Origin of the sequence: Sphingosinicella xenopeptidilytica (assembly GCF_042676985.1) — a bacterium.
GTDB classification, from domain to species: Bacteria; Pseudomonadota; Alphaproteobacteria; order Sphingomonadales; family Sphingomonadaceae; genus Sphingosinicella; species Sphingosinicella xenopeptidilytica.
Map to the genome: position 1 here is coordinate 180,890 of NZ_JBHTIK010000015.1, position 16,911 is coordinate 197,800.

The window sequence follows — 16,911 nt, forward strand, 5'->3', positions numbered from 1 at the left end:
GGACTGGACGTTTCACTTGATCTCCACCGTGCTGAGCCGAACCGAAGCCGTTGCCTGGGCCGCAATGCCTTCCTTGCGTCCCGTGAAGCCAAGCTTCTCCGTCGTTGTCGCCTTGATGCTAACCCCCTCCACCGGCAGCCGCAACAGCGAGGCCACCCGCTGCCGCATGGCATCGCGGTGTGGGCCGACCTTCGGCGTTTCGCAGATGAGCGTGACATCGACGTGATCGATGATGCCGCCACGCGCGAGGATGAGGTCGCGGGCGTGGGTGAGGAAAAGGTTCGATGGTACGCCGCGCCACTTGGGGTCGCTGGGTGGAAAATGGTCGCCGATGTCGCCCATTGCCGCGGCGCCGAGGAGCGCGTCGGTGAGGGCGTGGAGGCCGACGTCGGCGTCGCTGTGGCCGATGAGGCCTTGGCTGTGCGACACTTGCACGCCGCAGAGCCAGACGTGGTCGCCGGGGCCGAAGCGGTGGACGTCGAAGCCCTGGCCGACGCGGGTGATGAGGCCGGCGGTGAGGAGGGTTTCGGCGCGGGCGAAATCGGCGGGGTAGGTGAGCTTGGCGAGGCGTTCGTCGCCTTCGACGAAGGCAACGCTGAGACCGGCGGCGAGGGCGACGGCGACATCGTCTGTGGCATCCGACCGAGACTGTGCGTGGGCGGTGCGTATCGCGGTGTACCGAAACGCCTGCGGGGTCTGGACGCGCTTCAGGCGGCTGCGGTCCACCTCTCCGTCGGCGTGGGTTTCGCCGGTGCGCAGGCTGTCGACGACGGGGAGGGCGGGGACGGCGCCGTCATTTTCGGTAAGCGCGTCCAGTAGCCGGTCGATGACGTCATGGGAGAGCAGGGGGCGGGCAGCGTCGTGGATCAGGACAAGGTCGGGGGCAAACCCGGCGAGCGCTTCGAGGCCGCGACGCACCGAATCCTGCCGCATCGCACCGCCGTGAACCGGCACGACATCGAGTCCTTGCACGGCGTCGGCGAACACGGCGGCGTCTTCCGGATGGATGACGGCAACGACCTGGCCGATGCGCGGATGCGTCGCGAGCGCTGCGATCGCGCGGCGGATCACCGGCTGGCCCGCCAGAGCCCGATACTGTTTCGGCGCGCCTTCGCCCGCGCGGGAGCCTCTCCCGGCGGCAACGACGATGGCGGCGACCTTTGGCGCTTCGTTCATGGCGGGCGGCTTTAGCGCAGGCTTCGCTTGCCGAACAGCCCTGCTTGGGTTATGCGCCGTGCCTTATTTTTGGGCAGCCGAAGACAGTGCCGAAACTGAAGCCAATCTCGATCGGACCGGTGAGGATCGACCAGCCGGTGATCCTGGCGCCGATGACCGGCGTCACCGATCTGCCGTTCCGCAAGGTCGTGAAGCGTTTCGGCGCGGGGCTCACCGTGACCGAGATGATCGCGAGCCAGGCGATGGTGCGCGAGACGCGCCAGTCGCTGCAGAAAGCGGCGTGGGACCCGTCCGAAGAGCCGATCTCGATGCAGCTTGCGGGCTGCGAGCCCGGCATCATGGCGGAAGCGGCGAAGCTGAATGCCGATCGCGGCGCGGCGATCATCGACATCAACATGGGCTGCCCGGTGAAGAAGATCGTGAACGGTCACGCCGGCTCCTCACTGATGCGCGACCTGAAGCTCGCCGCGTCGCTGATCGAGGCGACGGTGAAGGCGGTCGAGCTGCCGGTGACGCTGAAAATGCGCATGGGCTGGGACCACGGCAGCCTGAACGCGCCCGATCTCGCGCGTATCGCCGAGGATCTGGGCATCAGGATGATCACGGTGCACGGCCGCACGCGCAACCAGATGTATTCGGGGAGCGCGGACTGGGCGTTCGTGCGCAACGTAAAGAACGCCGTGTCTCTGCCGGTCGTCGTGAACGGCGATATCTGCTCGGTGGAAGACGCGCGCACCGCGCTCGAACAGTCCGGCGCGGACGCGGTGATGGTGGGGCGGGGGGCTTATGGCCGCCCGTGGCTGCTCGGCGAGGTGATGGCCGATCTCTGCGACCATCGCTTCAAGGCGCCGACGATCGAGGAGCAGTATCACCTGATCCTCGAACAGTACGAGATGATGCTGGAGCTTTACGGCACCGACACCGGCGTCAACCTCGCGCGCAAGCATATCGGCTGGTACACCAAGGGGATGCACGGCTCGGCCGAGTTCCGGAACAGCGTCAACCAGGTCGGCGATCCCGCACGGGTGAAGGCGATGCTCCGTGAATTCTACGCGCCCTGGCTCGCCCGGGCGGCCGCCTGACATGGCCACTGTGCCCGCGGTTCCATTGGTTCCGCCGCCAAGCGCCGACGACCTGCTCGCAAGCCTGCCGATCCCGATCGTCCTTATCGACGCAAACGGCGCGCCTTCGCGGATGAATACGGCGGCTGAGGACATGTTCAATCTTAGCGAGCCGGCGCTCGTCGATCGCGGCTGGGGCGCGATCTTCCCGGAAGACAGCGCCGTGCGCGCCGTGCTGTTCGAGGCGGTCGTGACCGGCGGCGAGTTCGCTGCCTACGACCTTGAGATCGCGTTCATCGGCGGGCGGCGCATCACGGCCGACCTGCTGGTTTCGCCCGTGCCGGATTCTCCCGGCTGGTCGACGCTGGTGTTCCAGCGGCGCGCGGCCGCGACAATGGTGAACCGCCAGCGCGAGCAGGTGGGCGCGGCGAAGACCGCCGTGGGCGTGGCGGCAATGCTGGCGCACGAGATCAAGAACCCGCTTTCGGGGATTCGCGGCGCCGCGCAGCTTCTGGCGCAGGACGGCGACCCCGAACTCACCGATCTCATTTGCACCGAAGTCGATCGCATCAGCACGCTGATCGATTCGATGGAGGAATTCACCGACACGCGGCCGCTGAAGCGGCAGCCCGAAAACATCCATCTGATCCTCGGCCACGTTCGCCGCCTCGCCGAGCACGGCTTCGCGCGCGATGTGGAATTCGAAGAAGAGTACGACCCCTCGCTGCCGGACGTGGACGGCGACCGCGACGCGCTCATTCAGATTTTTGTCAATCTCGTGAAGAACGCGAGTGAAGCGACGGGGAACAAAGGCAAGATCCGTTTGCGCAGCGCCTATCGGCACGGCCTGAAGGTGGCGGTGAAGGGCTCGAAGCGGCGCATGTCCGTGCCGATCGAAGTCTGCGTGATCGACGACGGCCCCGGCGCGCCCGCCGACGTCGCCGAGCACCTGTTCGATCCCTTCGTGTCGACGAAGCCCGGCGGCACCGGCCTCGGCCTCGCGCTCGTCGCGAAGCTCGTCGGCGACCATGGCGGGCTCATCGAGTACGACCGGCAGAACCATCCGTCGCGAACAATCTTCCGCGTGCTTCTGCCGACGGCGGGCAGCCAGTGAGCCGCACCGGCACCATCATCGTCGCCGACGACGACGCTGCGATCCGCACGGTTGTGCGGCAGGTGCTCGTGCGCGCGGGCCACGAGGTGCGCACCACGGATACGGTCGCAGGCCTCTGGCAGCTGATCGAGGCGGGGGTGGGGGACGCGGTGATCACCGATGTCGTGTTGCCCGATGCCGACGGGCTCGATGCCGTGCCGCGCATTCTCGCGCGCCGACCCGGCCTGCCAGTGATCGTGATGAGCGCGCAGAACACGCTGGCGACAGCCGTGCGCGCAACCGAGAACGGCGCGTTCGAATACCTACCGAAGCCCTTCGATATCAACAAGCTGTCAGCTGTTGTTTCCGCTGCGCTCGAACAGTCGCAGGCACCCGCACGCAAGACGGCGGCGAAAGAGGAGGGGGACGGGCTGCCACTGATCGGCCGTTCGCCCGCGATGCAGGAGGTGTACCGCACGATTGCGCGCGTGGTGCCCACCGACCTCACCGTGCTCATCCTTGGCGAATCCGGCACCGGCAAGGAACTGGTAGCGAAGGCGCTGCACGACCTCGGTTCGCGGCGGACAGGGCCGTTCGTGGCGGTCAACATGGCGGCGATCCCGCGCGAGCTGATCGAATCCGAACTGTTCGGGCACGAACGCGGTGCCTTCACAGGCGCGCAGGCCCGCGCCATCGGTCGCTTCGAACAGGCGCAGGGCGGCACATTGTTCCTCGACGAGATCGGCGACATGCCGATGGAGGCGCAGACACGCCTGCTGCGCGTGCTCCAGTCCGGTGAGTTCACGACCGTTGGCGGGATGCGGCCGATCAAGGCCGATATCCGCATCGTTTCCGCGACGAACAAGGATCTGCGGCGTCTTGTCGACGCCGGGCTGTTCCGCGAAGACCTGTTCTACCGGCTGAACGTGGTGCCGCTGCACCTGCCGCCGCTCCGGAGCCGCGTCGACGACATCGCGGAGCTTGCGACGCACTTCCTGCGCCGCGCCGAGGCGGAAGGGCTTCCCGCCAAAACGCTCGAACCTGAAGCCATCCTGCGCCTGCAGGCGCACGACTGGCCGGGCAACGTCCGCGAGCTCGAAAACCTGATGCGGCGCTTCGCGGCGCTCGAACGCTCTGACGTCATTTCCGCGACCAGCGTGGAAGAAGCGCTCCGCAGCGAGCGCGTGCCCTCGGCACGCGCGGAGAGCGACAATCGCGGCCTTGCGGGCTCGGTCGAAGCGCATCTCGCGCGCTATTTCGATACGTTCGGCGACGACCTGCCGCCGGACGGGCTTTACGAGCGCGTGCTCGCGGAACTCGAAAAGCCGCTGCTGCTGCTGAGCCTTGCGGCGACGCGCGGCAACCAGATCCGCGCCGCGAAACTGCTCGGCATCAACCGCAACACGTTGCGCAAGAAGCTGAACGATCGCGGCATCGATGCGGTGGCACTTCGCCCGGCGGGACCGCCCGTCGGCCGTTCAGGCTGATTTCAGGTTCGGGCCGTTACCGGGCTGCAGCAACTGTGTATTTGCGGCAACAGGCAAAGTGGTTAAGCTGCACTCGAACATGTCCGTGAATGCCCCCCCTAAGCCCGTATCGCCGCAGCGCAGGCTGCGCCGCCGCATCAGCCGATGGGTGTCGCGCGTCGAACTCTATCCTCGGCTGGAGGTCGCGCTTGGGCTGATCGCAGTCGCGGTGGGCTGCGCGAGCTATTTCGCGCTGACCGACACGTTCTTCACCGCCGCGAACACGCCTTCGGGGCGGACGATCCTGCTCGTTGCGAACCTCGTGCCGCTGATGGCGCTGCTCGTGCTGATCGGGCGCCGCTTCGTGATCCTGCGCGTGAACCGCCGGCGCGGGCTTGCCGGCGCGCGGATGCACGTGCGCATGGTGGCGCTGTTCTCGGCGATCGCGGCGGTCCCGACGCTGCTCGTCGTGGTGTTCGCCTCGCTGCTTTTCCAGTTCGGCACGCAGTTCTGGTTTTCGGACAACGCCCGCACCGTCCTTGAGAACGCCGAACAGGTGGCACATTCCTATGTCGCCGAAAACCGCCAGCGCATCGTGGCGGACATCGAGGCGATGGGCACCGATGTCTACGAATATGCGAACAGCTACGGCGTCGATTCCGCGGGCTTTGCCGATGGCCTCGCGTTTCAGGTCGCGGCCCGCAACCTGACCGAGGCGAGCGTCTTCACGCTGAACGGCGAGGATTATCACATCTACGCATCGGTCGGCATGAGCGGCGCACCGCTTGAGCAGCGCATCCTGCCGACGGACATCGCGCGGGCGCGATCGGGCCGGGCAAGCGTGCTCGCGACGGCTTCGGACCGCGTGGAGGCGATCGTCCGCATCGACCCGCTGCTCGAACGCTACGTCTACGTCAGCCGCAAGGTCGATCCCGCCGTGCTCCAGTCCGCGCAGCGGGCGGAAGGCGCGATGAACGAGTATGACGCGCTGCTTGCGCGCTCGAAGAGCCTGCAGTGGCAGTTCAACCTCGCGCTGTTCGTGATCGCACTGCTGATCCTTGCCGCCGCGATCCTTTCGGCATTGTGGCTCGCGAACCGGTTGGTGGCGCCGATCGGCAGGCTCGTGCGGGCCGCCGAGAAGGTGGGGGCGGGCGACCTTGCCGCGCGCGTGCCCGTGCGCAACAGCCCGGACGAGGTCGGCACGCTCGCGCGCACCTTCAACCGCATGACGCGCCAGCTTCAGGCGCAGACGAGTGCGCTTGTCACCGCGAACGAACAGCTTGATGCGCGGCGCCAGTTCACCGAGGCGGTGCTCTCCAGCGTCTCGGCGGGCGTCATCTCGATCGATGAAGAGGGGCATATCCGCCTCGTCAGCCATTCCGCCGCGGACCTCCTCGAAATGACCGAGGAAGCGCTTGGCGGCATGACCATCGAAGAGGCGGTGCCGGAGTTTTCGGCGCTTCTGGAAGAGACGCGCGCCTCCGGGCAGGCATCCGGGCAGGTGCGCATCGCGCGCGGCAACGACGTGCAGACGCTGCTCGTGCGCATGGGCGGGGTTTCAAGCGGCAGCCAGGGCTATGTGATCACCTTCGACGACATCACGCAGCAGCTTGCCGACCAGCGCCGCGCGGCGTGGGCGGACGTGGCGCGGCGCATCGCGCACGAGATCAAGAACCCGCTGACGCCGATCCAGCTTTCCGCCGAGCGCCTGCAGCGGCGCTATGGCAACAAGATCGACGAAGGCGCGGACACGTTCCGTAGCCTCACCGAGACGATCGTGCGGCAGGTGGGCGACCTTCGCCAGATGGTGGACGAGTTCTCGTCGTTTGCGCGGATGCCGAAGCCCGTGTTCAGGCCGGAATCGTTCCTCGACATCGCGCGGCAGGCGATCTTCCTGCAAGAGGTTGCGCACAGCGATTTCGATTACGAGATGGACGTCGCTTCGGAGCTGCCGGCGTTCATCTGCGATCGGCGCCAGATCGCGCAGGCGCTCACCAACCTTCTCAAGAACGCGGCCGAGTCCGTCGCCGCGCGCTGCAAGGAGGGTGATGTGCAGGGCCGCATCGCGCTCACCGCACGCTTTGCGGAGCCGGATACGCTGGTGGTGACGGTGACTGACAACGGCATTGGCTTCCCCGCAAACCAGCGCGACCGGCTGACCGAACCCTATGTGACGACGCGGGTGAAGGGCACAGGCCTTGGCCTCGCGATCGTCAAGAAGATCGTGGAGGAGCACGACGGCGTGCTCGATCTGCGCGACGTGGAAGGCGGCGGCGCCGCCGCCGTGATGAGTTTCGATCTGGCCGCCCTGCAGGCCCATGTTTCGCAGGAACCGGGCGTTCCGGAAAAAGTCGCAGTTCAGCAAAGGTAGATGTGTGGCGCTTGATATTCTGATCGTCGACGATGAAGCCGATATCCGGGAACTGATCGCAGGTGTCCTCGATGACGAGGGCTATGAAACGCGCACCGCGGGGGACAGCGACAGCGCGCTCGCGGCGCTCAGCGAGCGGCTGCCGAGCCTGCTCGTGCTCGATATCTGGCTGCAGGGCTCGAAGCTCGACGGCATCGAGCTTCTGGAGGTCGTGAAGCAGCGTAATCCGGGGCTTCCCGTTATCATGATCTCGGGCCATGGCAACGTCGAGACCGCGGTCGCGGCGATCAAGCGTGGAGCCTACGATTTCATCGAGAAGCCGTTTCAGGCGGACCAGCTGATCCACACGGTGGAGCGCGCGACCGAGGCGGAGCGGCTGCGCCGGGAGAACGAGGAGCTTCGTTCTCGCGCCGGCATCGAGGGCGAGATCACCGGCTCCTCCGCGATGATCAACGGCGTGCGCGCGACACTGAAGCGCGTCGCGGCCACCGGCAGCCGCGTGCTGGTCGACGGCCCGCCCGGTTCCGGCAAGGAAGTCGCCGCGCGCCTGCTGCACCAGTGGTCGCCGCGCGCGAACGGGCCGTTCGTGGTCGTGGCCGCCGCGCGCCTGCACCCGGACCGCTTCGAGGAGGAACTCTTCGGCGTGGAGGAAGACGGTCAGCCCGTGCGCATCGGCCTCTTCGAGCAGGCACATGGCGGCACGCTGTTCCTCGATGAAGTCGCCGACATGCCGCTCGCGACGCAGGCACGCATACTGCGCGTGCTCACCGAGCAGATGTTCCAGCGCGTCGGCGGCGCGCGCAGCGTGAAGGTCGACGTGCGCGTCGTCAGCAGCACCTCGCGCGATCTCGCCGGGGAAATCTCCGCCGGGCGCTTCCGCGAAGACCTGTTCTACCGCCTCAGCGTCGTGCCCGTGCACCTGCCGCCACTGTCCGAGCGCCGCGAGGACATCGGCGAGCTCGCCGAGTACTTCCTTGCAAAGCTCTCGGCGGAGCGCCGGATTCCTACGCCCCGGCTCAGCGAGGACGCGATGGCTGCGCTGCAGACTTACGACTGGCCGGGCAATGTCCGCCAGCTTCGGAACATCATCGAGCGCACGCTGATCCTGATGCCGCCCGAGCGGGCGCAGCGCATCGAGGTGGACATGCTGCCATCGGAGATCATTGCCGAACCCGCGAAACTGATGCCGAACGAGGCGGTCCGCTCGATCATGGGCACGCCGCTGCGCGAGGCGCGCGAATCGTTCGAACGCGAGTATCTGCGTGTCCAGATTCGTCGTTTTTCGGGAAACATCTCGCGAACGGCAGTGTTTATCGGCATGGAACGCTCGGCGCTGCACCGGAAGCTGAAGGCGCTCGGCCTCTCCGATCCCGGAAAAGGCGACGATGAAGTAAATTCCGACACTTGACGGGAAGCCTCCGACCCCCAAATAGTGTGCCCGCGCCTACGGCAATCGGGCGCGATGTAATTGAGGATTAGGGGGACATGGCAGACAAGGCCAATAACTTGCAGGACGTGTTCCTGAACGCGGTCCGTAAGAGCAAGACGCCGGTGACGATGTTTCTCGTGAACGGCGTAAAACTGCAGGGTGTCATCACCTGGTTCGATAATTTTTCGGTTCTGCTTCGCCGTGATGGTCATTCGCAGCTTGTTTACAAGCACGCGATTTCCACGATCATGCCGGCAAGCCCCGTTCAATTGTTTGAGCCCGAGAAAGACGGCGACGACGATTGACCGACCCTGACGCCGGTACGCCGCCGCAATCCGGGGGCAGACGGCGTAAGCAGTTCCACAGCTTCGGAGCGCACGACGACGTGCGCGGCGTCAGCGTGGGCACGAAGGCGCTCGTCATCGTGCCTGATATCGTGCGCCGCGACACCGCTGTGCGCCGCGATGCCGAAGCGCGGCTTCAGGAAGCGAAAAGCCTTGCCGGCGCGATCACGCTCGATGTGGTCGCGACGCGTATCTTACGTGTCCGCGATCCGCGCCCCGCAACGCTGATCGGCGCGGGGCAGGTGGAAGCCATCGCCGAACTCGCGAAGGAAACCGGCGCGGAACTGACCGTGGTGGACGGCGCACTTTCACCGCTCCAGCAGCGCAATCTCGAAACCGGCACCGGCACCAAGGTGATCGACCGCACCGGCCTCATCCTCGAAATCTTCGGGGAGCGGGCCGCGACGCGGGAAGGGCGCCTTCAGGTGGAGCTTGCCCACCTCGGCTATCAGGCGAGCCGGCTCGTGCGCTCGTGGACGCACCTCGAGCGCCAGCGCGGCGGCTTCGGTTTCCTCGGCGGCCCCGGCGAGACGCAGATCGAGACCGACCGCCGCCTGATCCGCGAGCGCATGGCGCGGCTGCGCAAGGACCTCGGCGAGGTCAGCCGCACGCGCGGACTGCAACGCCGCCAGCGCAAGAAGGCACCGTATCCGGTGATCGCGCTCGTCGGCTATACGAACGCTGGAAAATCCACACTTTTCAATCGCTTGACCGGCGCTTCGGTGATGGCGAAAGACCTGTTGTTCGCAACGCTCGACCCCACGATGCGCGCCATCGCACTGCCCGGCATCGACAAAGCGATCCTTTCCGACACCGTTGGCTTCGTCTCCGAACTGCCGACAATGCTCGTCGCGGCGTTCCGCGCGACGCTGGAGGAGGTGCTCGACGCCGACATCATCGTCCACGTTCGCGACATCGCGCACCCGGAAACCGAAGCGCAGAAGCGTGACGTCATCGACGTGCTCGCCGAACTCGGCGTCGATCCGGAGGGCGGGCGGCCGATCATCGAAGCGCTCAACAAGGCCGACCTGCTGGATGCGGAAACGCGCAAGGCCGCGCTCGAACAGGCGGCCGCGCCGAACAGCGTGCTTCTCTCGGCGGTGAGCGGGGAAGGGGTGGACGACCTCCGCAGGCTCATCTCGGACACGCTGCTGCGCGACGCGCGTGTTCACAGCTTCGTCGTTGGCGCGGGCGACGGTAAGCGTCTGGCCTGGCTGGAAAACAATGGCCTGGTGCTGAAACGGCGCACGAAGGGCGAGACCGTGGAACTGCAGGTACGGATCAGCGACGAGGACAGAGCGCGCTTTCTGGCGCTCCCTTAACGCTCCGACACCTTCACCCGTTGCCACAGCGCTTCGAGGGAATCGATATCCATATCGGACAAGGGCTTGCCGGCCATTGCTTCCACCGCATTGAAGCGGCGTTCAAACTTGGTGTTCGCGGTGCGCAGCGCTTCCTCGGCGTCGATACCGAGGTGACGCGCGTAGTTGACGACGGCGAACAGCAGATCACCGACTTCGCCGGCGCGCGACGCATCGTCCGCCGTCTCGACCTCGGCGAGTTCCTCGTCGATCTTGGCGCGCGGCCCTGACGCGTCGGGCCAGTCGAAGCCGACACGCGCGGCACGGCGCTGCAGCTTCTGCGCGCGCATCAGCGCGGGAAGGCCGAGCGCGACGCCCGCAAGCGCGCCCTGATCGCCGCGCTCGCTGGCCTTCTGGTCTTCCCATGCCGCCGTCTGCGCGCCTGCGTTCGCAACGCTGGCGTTTCCGAAGACGTGCGGATGGCGGCGGACCATCTTGTCGGCGATCGCGGATGTGACGTCAGCCAAGGTGAAATGCCCGGCCTCGGCCGCCATCTGGGAATGGTAAACGACCTGAAGCAGGAGATCGCCAAGCTCGCCCTTGAGATCGGCCATGTCGTCGCGCGCGATGGCATCGGCGACCTCATAGGCTTCCTCGATCGTGTACGGTGCGATGGATGCGAAATCCTGCTCGAGGTCCCACGGGCAGCCGCTTGCCGGATCGCGCAGCGCGCGCATGACGTCGGCGAGACGAGCGTATGCTTCGGCGGAGGTTTCCTTGCTCATGGAAGACCGCGTAGCGGCAGGAGGGGATTCGGAAAAGACCGCAGATACGTCTCGTCCGATACAACGATAATATATATTATGTTAAATCAATTATTGCGATTTGCCGCCATTCGGGCCATCCCCCCGGCCATTTTCCCGAAAGCGTCGTTCATGCGTGTTGCGAGATCGGCGTCGACATCGCTCTCGGCAAGCGCGCGCGCCATGGCGTCTGTCCACTGCTGCGATGTCTCTGCGCTGATCGGCAGCACGGCGTGCGCCGACATCACGCAGACGCCGACGTTCTCTTCGAACCAGTGACGCGGCCCGCCGAGCCAGCCAGTGAGAAATCCTGTGAGCGAACGCCGCATCGGCGCCAGGTCCGGCGCGTGCATCGCGCGCAGCGCGGCATACTCGGCCTCGTTCTCCATGAGATCGTAGAAACGGTCGACGAAGCGCCTGACGGCGGACTCTCCGCCAAGGCTGTCGTATGGTGTTGTCGCGCTCGTGCCGGATTCGCTCATGAAAGCGATCAACCGGGCCTTTGGCGAGCTTTCCTTGATCCAGATCAAAATCATGCGTTTCCCGCATCAAACGCGGGAGCCGAATGCCCGGTTTTGCGTTAACGTTGCGGTTCCACAGTTGTACGGGGCGACCGGAACGCAGCCGGAGAACAAATGGTAAACGAAGAGCAGGGCGGTCACCCTTCCCTCGCCCCTGTCGTCGCGACGGGGCGCAATTGCTGGCGTATCGAACGGGCTACGCGCGCCGCGGCGGTGATCGATGCCGCAAACTACTACCATTTCGTGCGCGAAGCGATGATCGCGGCGCGGCGGAGAATCCTGATCATCGGCTGGGATTTCGATACGCGCATCACGCTTGAGCCCGACGAGAACGGCCAGGGCGAGAGCCTGGGGCACTTCTTCCTGCGCCTTGCGCGCGAAAACCCCGCGCGCCAGATCGACATCCTGAAATGGAGCTTCGGCGCGCTGAAGCAGTTCCTGCGGCCGCGCGCGGCGTGGATGCTCCTGCGCTGGCAATTGACCCGCGCTATCGACTTCCGCTTCGACAGCTTCCACCCGATGGGGTGTAGCCACCACCAGAAGATCGTGGTGATCGACGAGCGCTTCGCCGTGTGTGGCGGCATCGACATCTCGTGCGCGCGCTGGGACACCAATGCCCATGCGGACGACGACGCGCGGCGCAAGCTGCCGGACGGCAAGCCCTATGGGCCGTGGCATGACGTCACCATGATGCTGGACGGCGATGCCGCGCGCGCGCTCGCTGACCTTGGCCGCGACCGCTGGCAGCACGCGACGCGCCATGAACTGGCGCCGGTGGAGGACGACCACGACCATTGGCCGGAAGATGCCACCGTCGACTTCCGCGACGTGGATATCGCGATCGCACGCACGCGGTCCGCCTGGCGCGACTGCGACGAAGTCCGCGAGATCGAGGCGCTGTGGCTCGACATGATCGCGGCGGCCAAGCGTTTCATCTATATCGAGAACCAGTATCTGACCTCCGGCAGGATCGCCGCCGCCATCGCGGCCCGCATGAAAGAGGCGGATCCGCCCGAAATCGTGGTGGTGATGCCGCGCAACGCCGACGGATGGCTGGAACAGAAAGCCATGGATGGCGCGCGCGTTCAGCTCGCCCGTGCCATCAGCAAAGTGGACCGGGGGGACCGTTTCCGGATCTACGTGCCCATCACGCGCGGCGGCGCGGACATCTATGTGCACGCCAAGGTCGCAATTGTCGACGACCGGCTGCTCAAGATCGGCTCGGCGAACCTCAACAACCGTTCGATGGGTCTGGACAGCGAATGTGACGTCATCATCGATGCCGCCCTCCCCGCCAACGCCGCCACGCCGCCCGCGATTGCGGCGCTGCGTTCACGGCTGCTTGCCGAGCATCTGGACGTGACGCCGGAGGTTTTCGCAGCGCGGTTCGCCGAAACGGGATCGCTCGTGGAGACGATCGAGGCGCTGCGCGGGCCGGGCAAGACGCTCGATCTGCTCGACCTCGAAAAGCCGGGGCCGCTCGACCTGTTCATTGCCGACAACGAACTGCTCGATCCCGAGAAGGCAGAAGGCTTTTTCGAGCCGCTGCACAAACGCGGCCTGCGTATGCGCTGGCGTGAAGGCATGGCACGACTGAGGGAGCGCAGGCGGCGCAGGCGCGGGCTCAGGCGGCAATGACGGCTTGCGTCAGGGCCGCAGGATCAGCGTATCACCCTCGACGCGCCAACTCTTCAGCGTTCGCAGGAAGCGCATCCCGAGGAGGTTCGTACCGAGCGCGCCTTCATTGACGCTGGCGGGCATGTCGCGGAGCGTGATGTCACCGATCGTGAGTTCGCCGAGCCGGACACCGGCGGTGCGAACGCTTCCGTTCGCGGTTTGTGCCATGCCATCGAAGCGGAGCGTATCGGGGCTGAAACCGGCGCGCGCGGCCGTTTCCATAGTGAGCACGATGTCGGTCGCGCCGGTATCCACCATGAAGAGCGCGCTCTCGCCGTTGATCATACCGCGTACGTAGAAATGCCCGTCTTCGCGCGCGGTGAGCAGCATCTCCTCGCCCTCCATGCGCGGCGAGGCGGGATCGAGCGCGCCGCGGATCGTGGGCCACTGCGTGAGGAGGAAGATGAGACCGCCGAAGATCAGCACCCACGACAGCGCCATTTTCAGCGTTTTTGTCGCGCCGATTTCGCGAAGCCGCGGGATGAGGCTCATCAGGATGAGGATGGCAAAGCCCACCGAGCTGATGAGCGCAGCCTTCTCGCCCGTGCTCAGCCCTTCGAACATGCGCCTAAAGCTCCACCGTCAGCATATCGTATCCAGGTTCGACACCAGGCGGCAAAGCCTTTGCAAGGCTCGCATAATCCATCGTGTTGTCCATGTGCGTGAGGATCGCGCGGCGCGGGCGCAGGCGAGCGATCCACGACAACGTGCGGTCGAGATGGCTGTGCGTGGGGTGCGGCTTGCGGCGAAGCGCATCGACGATCCACAGGTCAACGCCCTTGATGGCATTGTCGGCGGAAAGCGTGAGATCGCTGATGTCGGTGGAATAGGCCATCGAGTGGCCGGCGTGATCGATGCGGAAGCCTGTGGAACGGATCGGACCGTGCACCTGCTCGAACGGCGTCACCGTCATCGGGCCCACAGTGAACTTCGCGGTAAGTTCGTGCGCCACACAGCTCGGCGGATAGCCGAGCCCGCCGGCGAATATATAATCGAAGCGCGACTTGAGGACGCGCAACGTATCCGCCGTCGCGTAGCAATCGACGGGCTTTCGCATGATGTGAAAGACCTGCCGTAAGTCATCGATTCCATGGGCATGATCGGCGTGATCGTGCGTATAAAGTACGGCATCGATACGCGTGACATTCGCGCTCAAAAGCTGCTCGCGAAGGTCGGGGCTCGTATCCATGATAATGACATGGCCTTCGGCCTCGACCATCACGGATACGCGGCGGCGGCGGTTCTTCGGCTCCCGGGGATCGCAGGTGCCCCAATCGTTGCCGATGCGGGGCACACCGCTCGAGGTGCCGCAGCCGAGGACGGTGACCTTCACGGCTTTGCTTTCGTGAACAGCCGGTAGAAGTTCGTGCTCGTCGCGCGGTCGAGGTCTTCGTAGCGGATGCCGCGCTTTTCGGCGAGGAAGGCGGCGGTGTGCGTCACGAACGCGGGCTCGCAGGTCTTGCCGCGCTTCGGCACGGGCGCGAGGAACGGCGCATCGGTTTCCACGAGTAGCCGGTCTTCGGGTATTTCCGATGCAAATTCAGCAAGATCGGCGGCGTTCTTGAACGTGACGATGCCGGATATCGAAATGTAGAAGCCGAGATCGAGCATCTTGCGTCCGAACGCCGGGCTGGCGGTGAAGCAGTGGATGACGGCGCTGTAAGCCCCCTTCCCCAACTCGTTTTCCATGATCTCCAGCGTGTCCGCTTCCGCGTCGCGCGTGTGGACGATCACCGGCAGGCCCGTCTCGCGCGCGGCGGCGATGTGCCGGCGGAAACTTTCGCGCTGACGCTCGCGGTCGCTCTTGTCGTAGTAATAATCGAGGCCGGTTTCGCCGATGCCGATGACGCGCGGGTGCTGCGTTGCCGCAACGAGGCGCGTCTTCTCGATATCCTCGTTGTCCGCCTCGTGCGGGTGAACGCCGACACTCGCCCAGATATCGCTCGTGCCTTCGGCGATACGGATGACGTCATCCCACTCGCTGCTGCGCGTCGAGATGGCAAGCATCGCAGACACCCCGGCTTCCCGGGCACGGGCAATGACGCCGGCCTGATCCTCGACGAGGCCGGGGTAGTTCAGGTGGCAGTGGCTATCAACCGGCATCGGGTTCCGCATCGACATAGCGCGGAAAAACGCCCTGTGGGGCTTCGAGCCGGAAACCGGACGCGGCGAGACGCGCATACCAGTCGGCACCGAGGCTTGCGAAATCGCGGTCAGCTTCCGGCACGCCCATCTGATCGAGCAGTTTCGCTGCGGACGCCGGGATCACCGGCGAGATCGCGACGGCGAGATCGTGGATCGCGCCGAACAGCGTACCGAGCACGACCTTCATACGGTCCGGGTCGGTCTTCTTGAGTTTCCACGGTTCCTGCGCGTCGATATAGGCGTTGCAGGCGAATACCGCGTGCAGCCATGTTTCGACACCGCGCGACAGGTCGAACGCCTCGAACGCATCACCCAAACGACGGCAACTGTCCTGGACAAAGGAAATCAATGTCCGGTCATCATCATTGTGCTGCAGAATTTCAGGAAGAACACCATCCAGATTCTTGAAAATCTGAGACAAAGTGCGCTGCGCAAGATTGCCGAAGCTGTTCGCGAGATCGGCATTCGTGCGCGTCACGATCGCCTCGTGGCTGTAGCTGCCGTCCTGCCCGAATGGCACGTCGCGTATCAGGAAGTAGCGGAGCTGATCGACGCCGTATTCCTCGGCCATCGCCAGCGGCTCGACGACGTTGCCGAGCGACTTCGACATCTTCTCGCCCTTGTTGAGCACGAAGCCGTGTCCGAACACCATGCGCGGCAGTTCGACACCGGCGGACATCAGGAACGCGGGCCAATAGACGGCGTGGAAGCGCACGACGTCCTTGCCGATCACGTGAACGTCGGCAGGCCACCATTTTGTATAGGATTCATCGGGATAGCCCGCGCCGGTGAGGTAATTGCTGAGCGCATCAAGCCACACATACATGACGTGGCCGGGCGCATCCGGCACAGGAATACCCCAATCGAAGCTGGTGCGTGAGATCGAGAGGTCGCTGAGCCCGCCGCGAACGAACTGCAGCATTTCGTTGCGGCGCGTTGCGGGCTGGATGAAATCCGGGTTCTGCTCATAGAGGTCGAGCAGCGGCTGCTGGTATTTCGAGAGACGGAAGAAATAGCTCTCCTCGACCGTCCACTCTACGGGCGTGCCCTGCGGCGACAGTTTCTCGCCGCCCTCGCCCGGCACGAGCTCACTCTCGTCGTAATAGGCCTCGTCGCGAACCGAGTACCAGCCTTCGTAGCGGCCGAGATAAATGTCGCCGTTTGCCTCCATGCGCCGCCAGAGCTCCTGCACGCACGCGTAGTGCGCGGGCTCGGTCGTGCGGATAAAGCGATCATGGCTGATGTTGAGACGCGCGCACATCTCCTTGAAATGCTGGACCATTCCATCGACGAACGTGCGCGGATCCGTATCCGTGTTGCGCGCGGCCTGCGCGATCTTCAGCCCGTGCTCGTCGGTGCCGGTCATGAAGAACACGTCGTCCCCGGCGAGCCGGTGATAACGTGCGATAACGTCCGTCGCGATGTCCTCATAGGCGTGGCCCATGTGCGGGCGGCCGTTCGGATACGAGATGGCGGTCGTGATGTAGAATTTCCGCTTGGCACTCATGCGGGGGCGCTTGCTTT

The 16,911-nt window shown here is 65.2% G+C and carries 14 protein-coding genes and 1 pseudogene; 8 read left to right on the forward strand and 7 right to left on the reverse strand.

The window, feature by feature from the left end:
• Positions 1-12: 12 nt before the first annotated feature.
• Positions 13-1,176: a bifunctional 2-C-methyl-D-erythritol 4-phosphate cytidylyltransferase/2-C-methyl-D-erythritol 2,4-cyclodiphosphate synthase gene (locus ACFQ00_RS17635; protein ID WP_381493958.1), complete on the reverse strand. Its 1,164-nt coding sequence runs from the start codon at positions 1,174-1,176 to the stop codon at positions 13-15.
• A gap of 86 nt (positions 1,177-1,262) precedes the next feature.
• Between ACFQ00_RS17635 and dusB the strand changes: the two genes are divergently transcribed.
• From dusB to hflX, 7 genes and pseudogenes are all read left to right on the forward strand, one after another.
• Positions 1,263-2,258 (forward strand): tRNA dihydrouridine synthase DusB, encoded by a 996-nt coding sequence (gene dusB, locus ACFQ00_RS17640; protein WP_381493961.1) that lies wholly within the window; start codon positions 1,263-1,265, stop codon positions 2,256-2,258.
• Between the two features lies 1 nt (position 2,259).
• Positions 2,260-3,351, forward strand: a complete 1,092-nt coding sequence (locus ACFQ00_RS17645; RefSeq protein ID WP_381493963.1) for a two-component system sensor histidine kinase NtrB — start codon at positions 2,260-2,262, stop codon at positions 3,349-3,351.
• Positions 3,348-4,817: a nitrogen regulation protein NR(I) gene (gene ntrC / locus ACFQ00_RS17650; protein WP_381493965.1), complete on the forward strand. Its 1,470-nt coding sequence runs from the start codon at positions 3,348-3,350 to the stop codon at positions 4,815-4,817. The genes ACFQ00_RS17645 and ntrC overlap by 4 nt, the downstream gene beginning before the upstream one ends.
• 85 nt (positions 4,818-4,902) lie before the next feature.
• On the forward strand, positions 4,903-7,167 hold the full coding sequence (locus ACFQ00_RS17655) for a sensor histidine kinase NtrY-like (RefSeq protein WP_381493969.1): 2,265 nt from the start codon (positions 4,903-4,905) through the stop codon (positions 7,165-7,167).
• Positions 7,168-7,171: 4 nt separating this feature from the next.
• Positions 7,172-8,575 (forward strand): nitrogen assimilation response regulator NtrX, encoded by a 1,404-nt coding sequence (gene ntrX, locus ACFQ00_RS17660; RefSeq protein ID WP_381493974.1) that lies wholly within the window; start codon positions 7,172-7,174, stop codon positions 8,573-8,575.
• A gap of 77 nt (positions 8,576-8,652) precedes the next feature.
• Positions 8,653-8,892 (forward strand): annotated as a pseudogene (gene hfq, locus ACFQ00_RS17665) (RNA chaperone Hfq); the annotation flags it as partial.
• Between the two features lie 104 nt (positions 8,893-8,996).
• Positions 8,997-10,262 carry a GTPase HflX gene (gene hflX, locus ACFQ00_RS17670; protein ID WP_449325426.1) on the forward strand — a complete coding sequence of 422 codons (1,266 nt, stop codon included), beginning with the start codon at positions 8,997-8,999 and terminating at the stop codon, positions 10,260-10,262.
• On the opposite strand, the gene mazG is transcribed toward hflX, so the two are convergent.
• Both mazG and ACFQ00_RS17680 read right to left on the reverse strand, forming a co-directional pair.
• Complete coding sequence (mazG, locus tag ACFQ00_RS17675) at positions 10,259-11,026, reverse strand: nucleoside triphosphate pyrophosphohydrolase (protein WP_381493978.1); 768 nt, start codon at positions 11,024-11,026, stop codon at positions 10,259-10,261. The genes hflX and mazG overlap by 4 nt on opposite strands.
• A gap of 86 nt (positions 11,027-11,112) precedes the next feature.
• Positions 11,113-11,580 carry a group II truncated hemoglobin gene (locus ACFQ00_RS17680; RefSeq protein WP_381493981.1) on the reverse strand — a complete coding sequence of 156 codons (468 nt, stop codon included), beginning with the start codon at positions 11,578-11,580 and terminating at the stop codon, positions 11,113-11,115.
• Positions 11,581-11,679: 99 nt separating this feature from the next.
• Between ACFQ00_RS17680 and ACFQ00_RS17685 the strand changes: the two genes are divergently transcribed.
• Positions 11,680-13,203, forward strand: coding sequence for a phospholipase D-like domain-containing protein (locus ACFQ00_RS17685; protein WP_381493984.1), 1,524 nt, complete (start codon positions 11,680-11,682; stop codon positions 13,201-13,203).
• Between the two features lie 9 nt (positions 13,204-13,212).
• On the opposite strand, the gene ACFQ00_RS17690 is transcribed toward ACFQ00_RS17685, so the two are convergent.
• From ACFQ00_RS17690 to metG, 4 genes are read right to left on the reverse strand one after another with little or no spacing between them, the layout of a single operon-like run.
• Positions 13,213-13,806, reverse strand: coding sequence for a retropepsin-like aspartic protease family protein (locus ACFQ00_RS17690; RefSeq protein ID WP_381493987.1), 594 nt, complete (start codon positions 13,804-13,806; stop codon positions 13,213-13,215).
• Between the two features lie 4 nt (positions 13,807-13,810).
• On the reverse strand, positions 13,811-14,575 hold the full coding sequence (locus tag ACFQ00_RS17695) for an MBL fold metallo-hydrolase (RefSeq protein ID WP_381493990.1): 765 nt from the start codon (positions 14,573-14,575) through the stop codon (positions 13,811-13,813).
• The gene (locus tag ACFQ00_RS17700) at positions 14,572-15,345 is read right to left on the reverse strand and encodes a TatD family hydrolase (RefSeq protein WP_381493993.1); all 774 of its coding nucleotides are present in this window, start codon (positions 15,343-15,345) and stop codon (positions 14,572-14,574) included. Before ACFQ00_RS17700 ends, ACFQ00_RS17695 begins: the two co-directional genes overlap by 4 nt.
• Positions 15,335-16,894 carry a methionine--tRNA ligase gene (metG, locus tag ACFQ00_RS17705; RefSeq protein ID WP_381493996.1) on the reverse strand — a complete coding sequence of 520 codons (1,560 nt, stop codon included), beginning with the start codon at positions 16,892-16,894 and terminating at the stop codon, positions 15,335-15,337. Before metG ends, ACFQ00_RS17700 begins: the two co-directional genes overlap by 11 nt.
• Positions 16,895-16,911: the final 17 nt, after the last annotated feature.

Excerpts from the sequence above, each read along its gene's own strand:
- ACFQ00_RS17635 (WP_381493958.1), bottom strand. The coding sequence starts at position 1,176 with ATGAACGAAGCGCCAAAGGTCGCCGCCATCGTCGTTGCCGCCGGGAGA.
- ACFQ00_RS17645 (WP_381493963.1), top strand. The coding sequence starts at position 2,260 with ATGGCCACTGTGCCCGCGGTTCCATTGGTTCCGCCGCCAAGCGCCGAC.
- mazG (WP_381493978.1), bottom strand. The coding sequence starts at position 11,026 with ATGAGCAAGGAAACCTCCGCCGAAGCATACGCTCGTCTCGCCGACGTC.
- ACFQ00_RS17680 (WP_381493981.1), bottom strand. The coding sequence starts at position 11,580 with ATGATTTTGATCTGGATCAAGGAAAGCTCGCCAAAGGCCCGGTTGATC.
- ACFQ00_RS17685 (WP_381493984.1), top strand. The coding sequence starts at position 11,680 with ATGGTAAACGAAGAGCAGGGCGGTCACCCTTCCCTCGCCCCTGTCGTC.
- ACFQ00_RS17690 (WP_381493987.1), bottom strand. The coding sequence starts at position 13,806 with ATGTTCGAAGGGCTGAGCACGGGCGAGAAGGCTGCGCTCATCAGCTCG.
- ACFQ00_RS17700 (WP_381493993.1), bottom strand. The coding sequence starts at position 15,345 with ATGCCGGTTGATAGCCACTGCCACCTGAACTACCCCGGCCTCGTCGAG.
- metG (WP_381493996.1), bottom strand. The coding sequence starts at position 16,894 with ATGAGTGCCAAGCGGAAATTCTACATCACGACCGCCATCTCGTATCCG.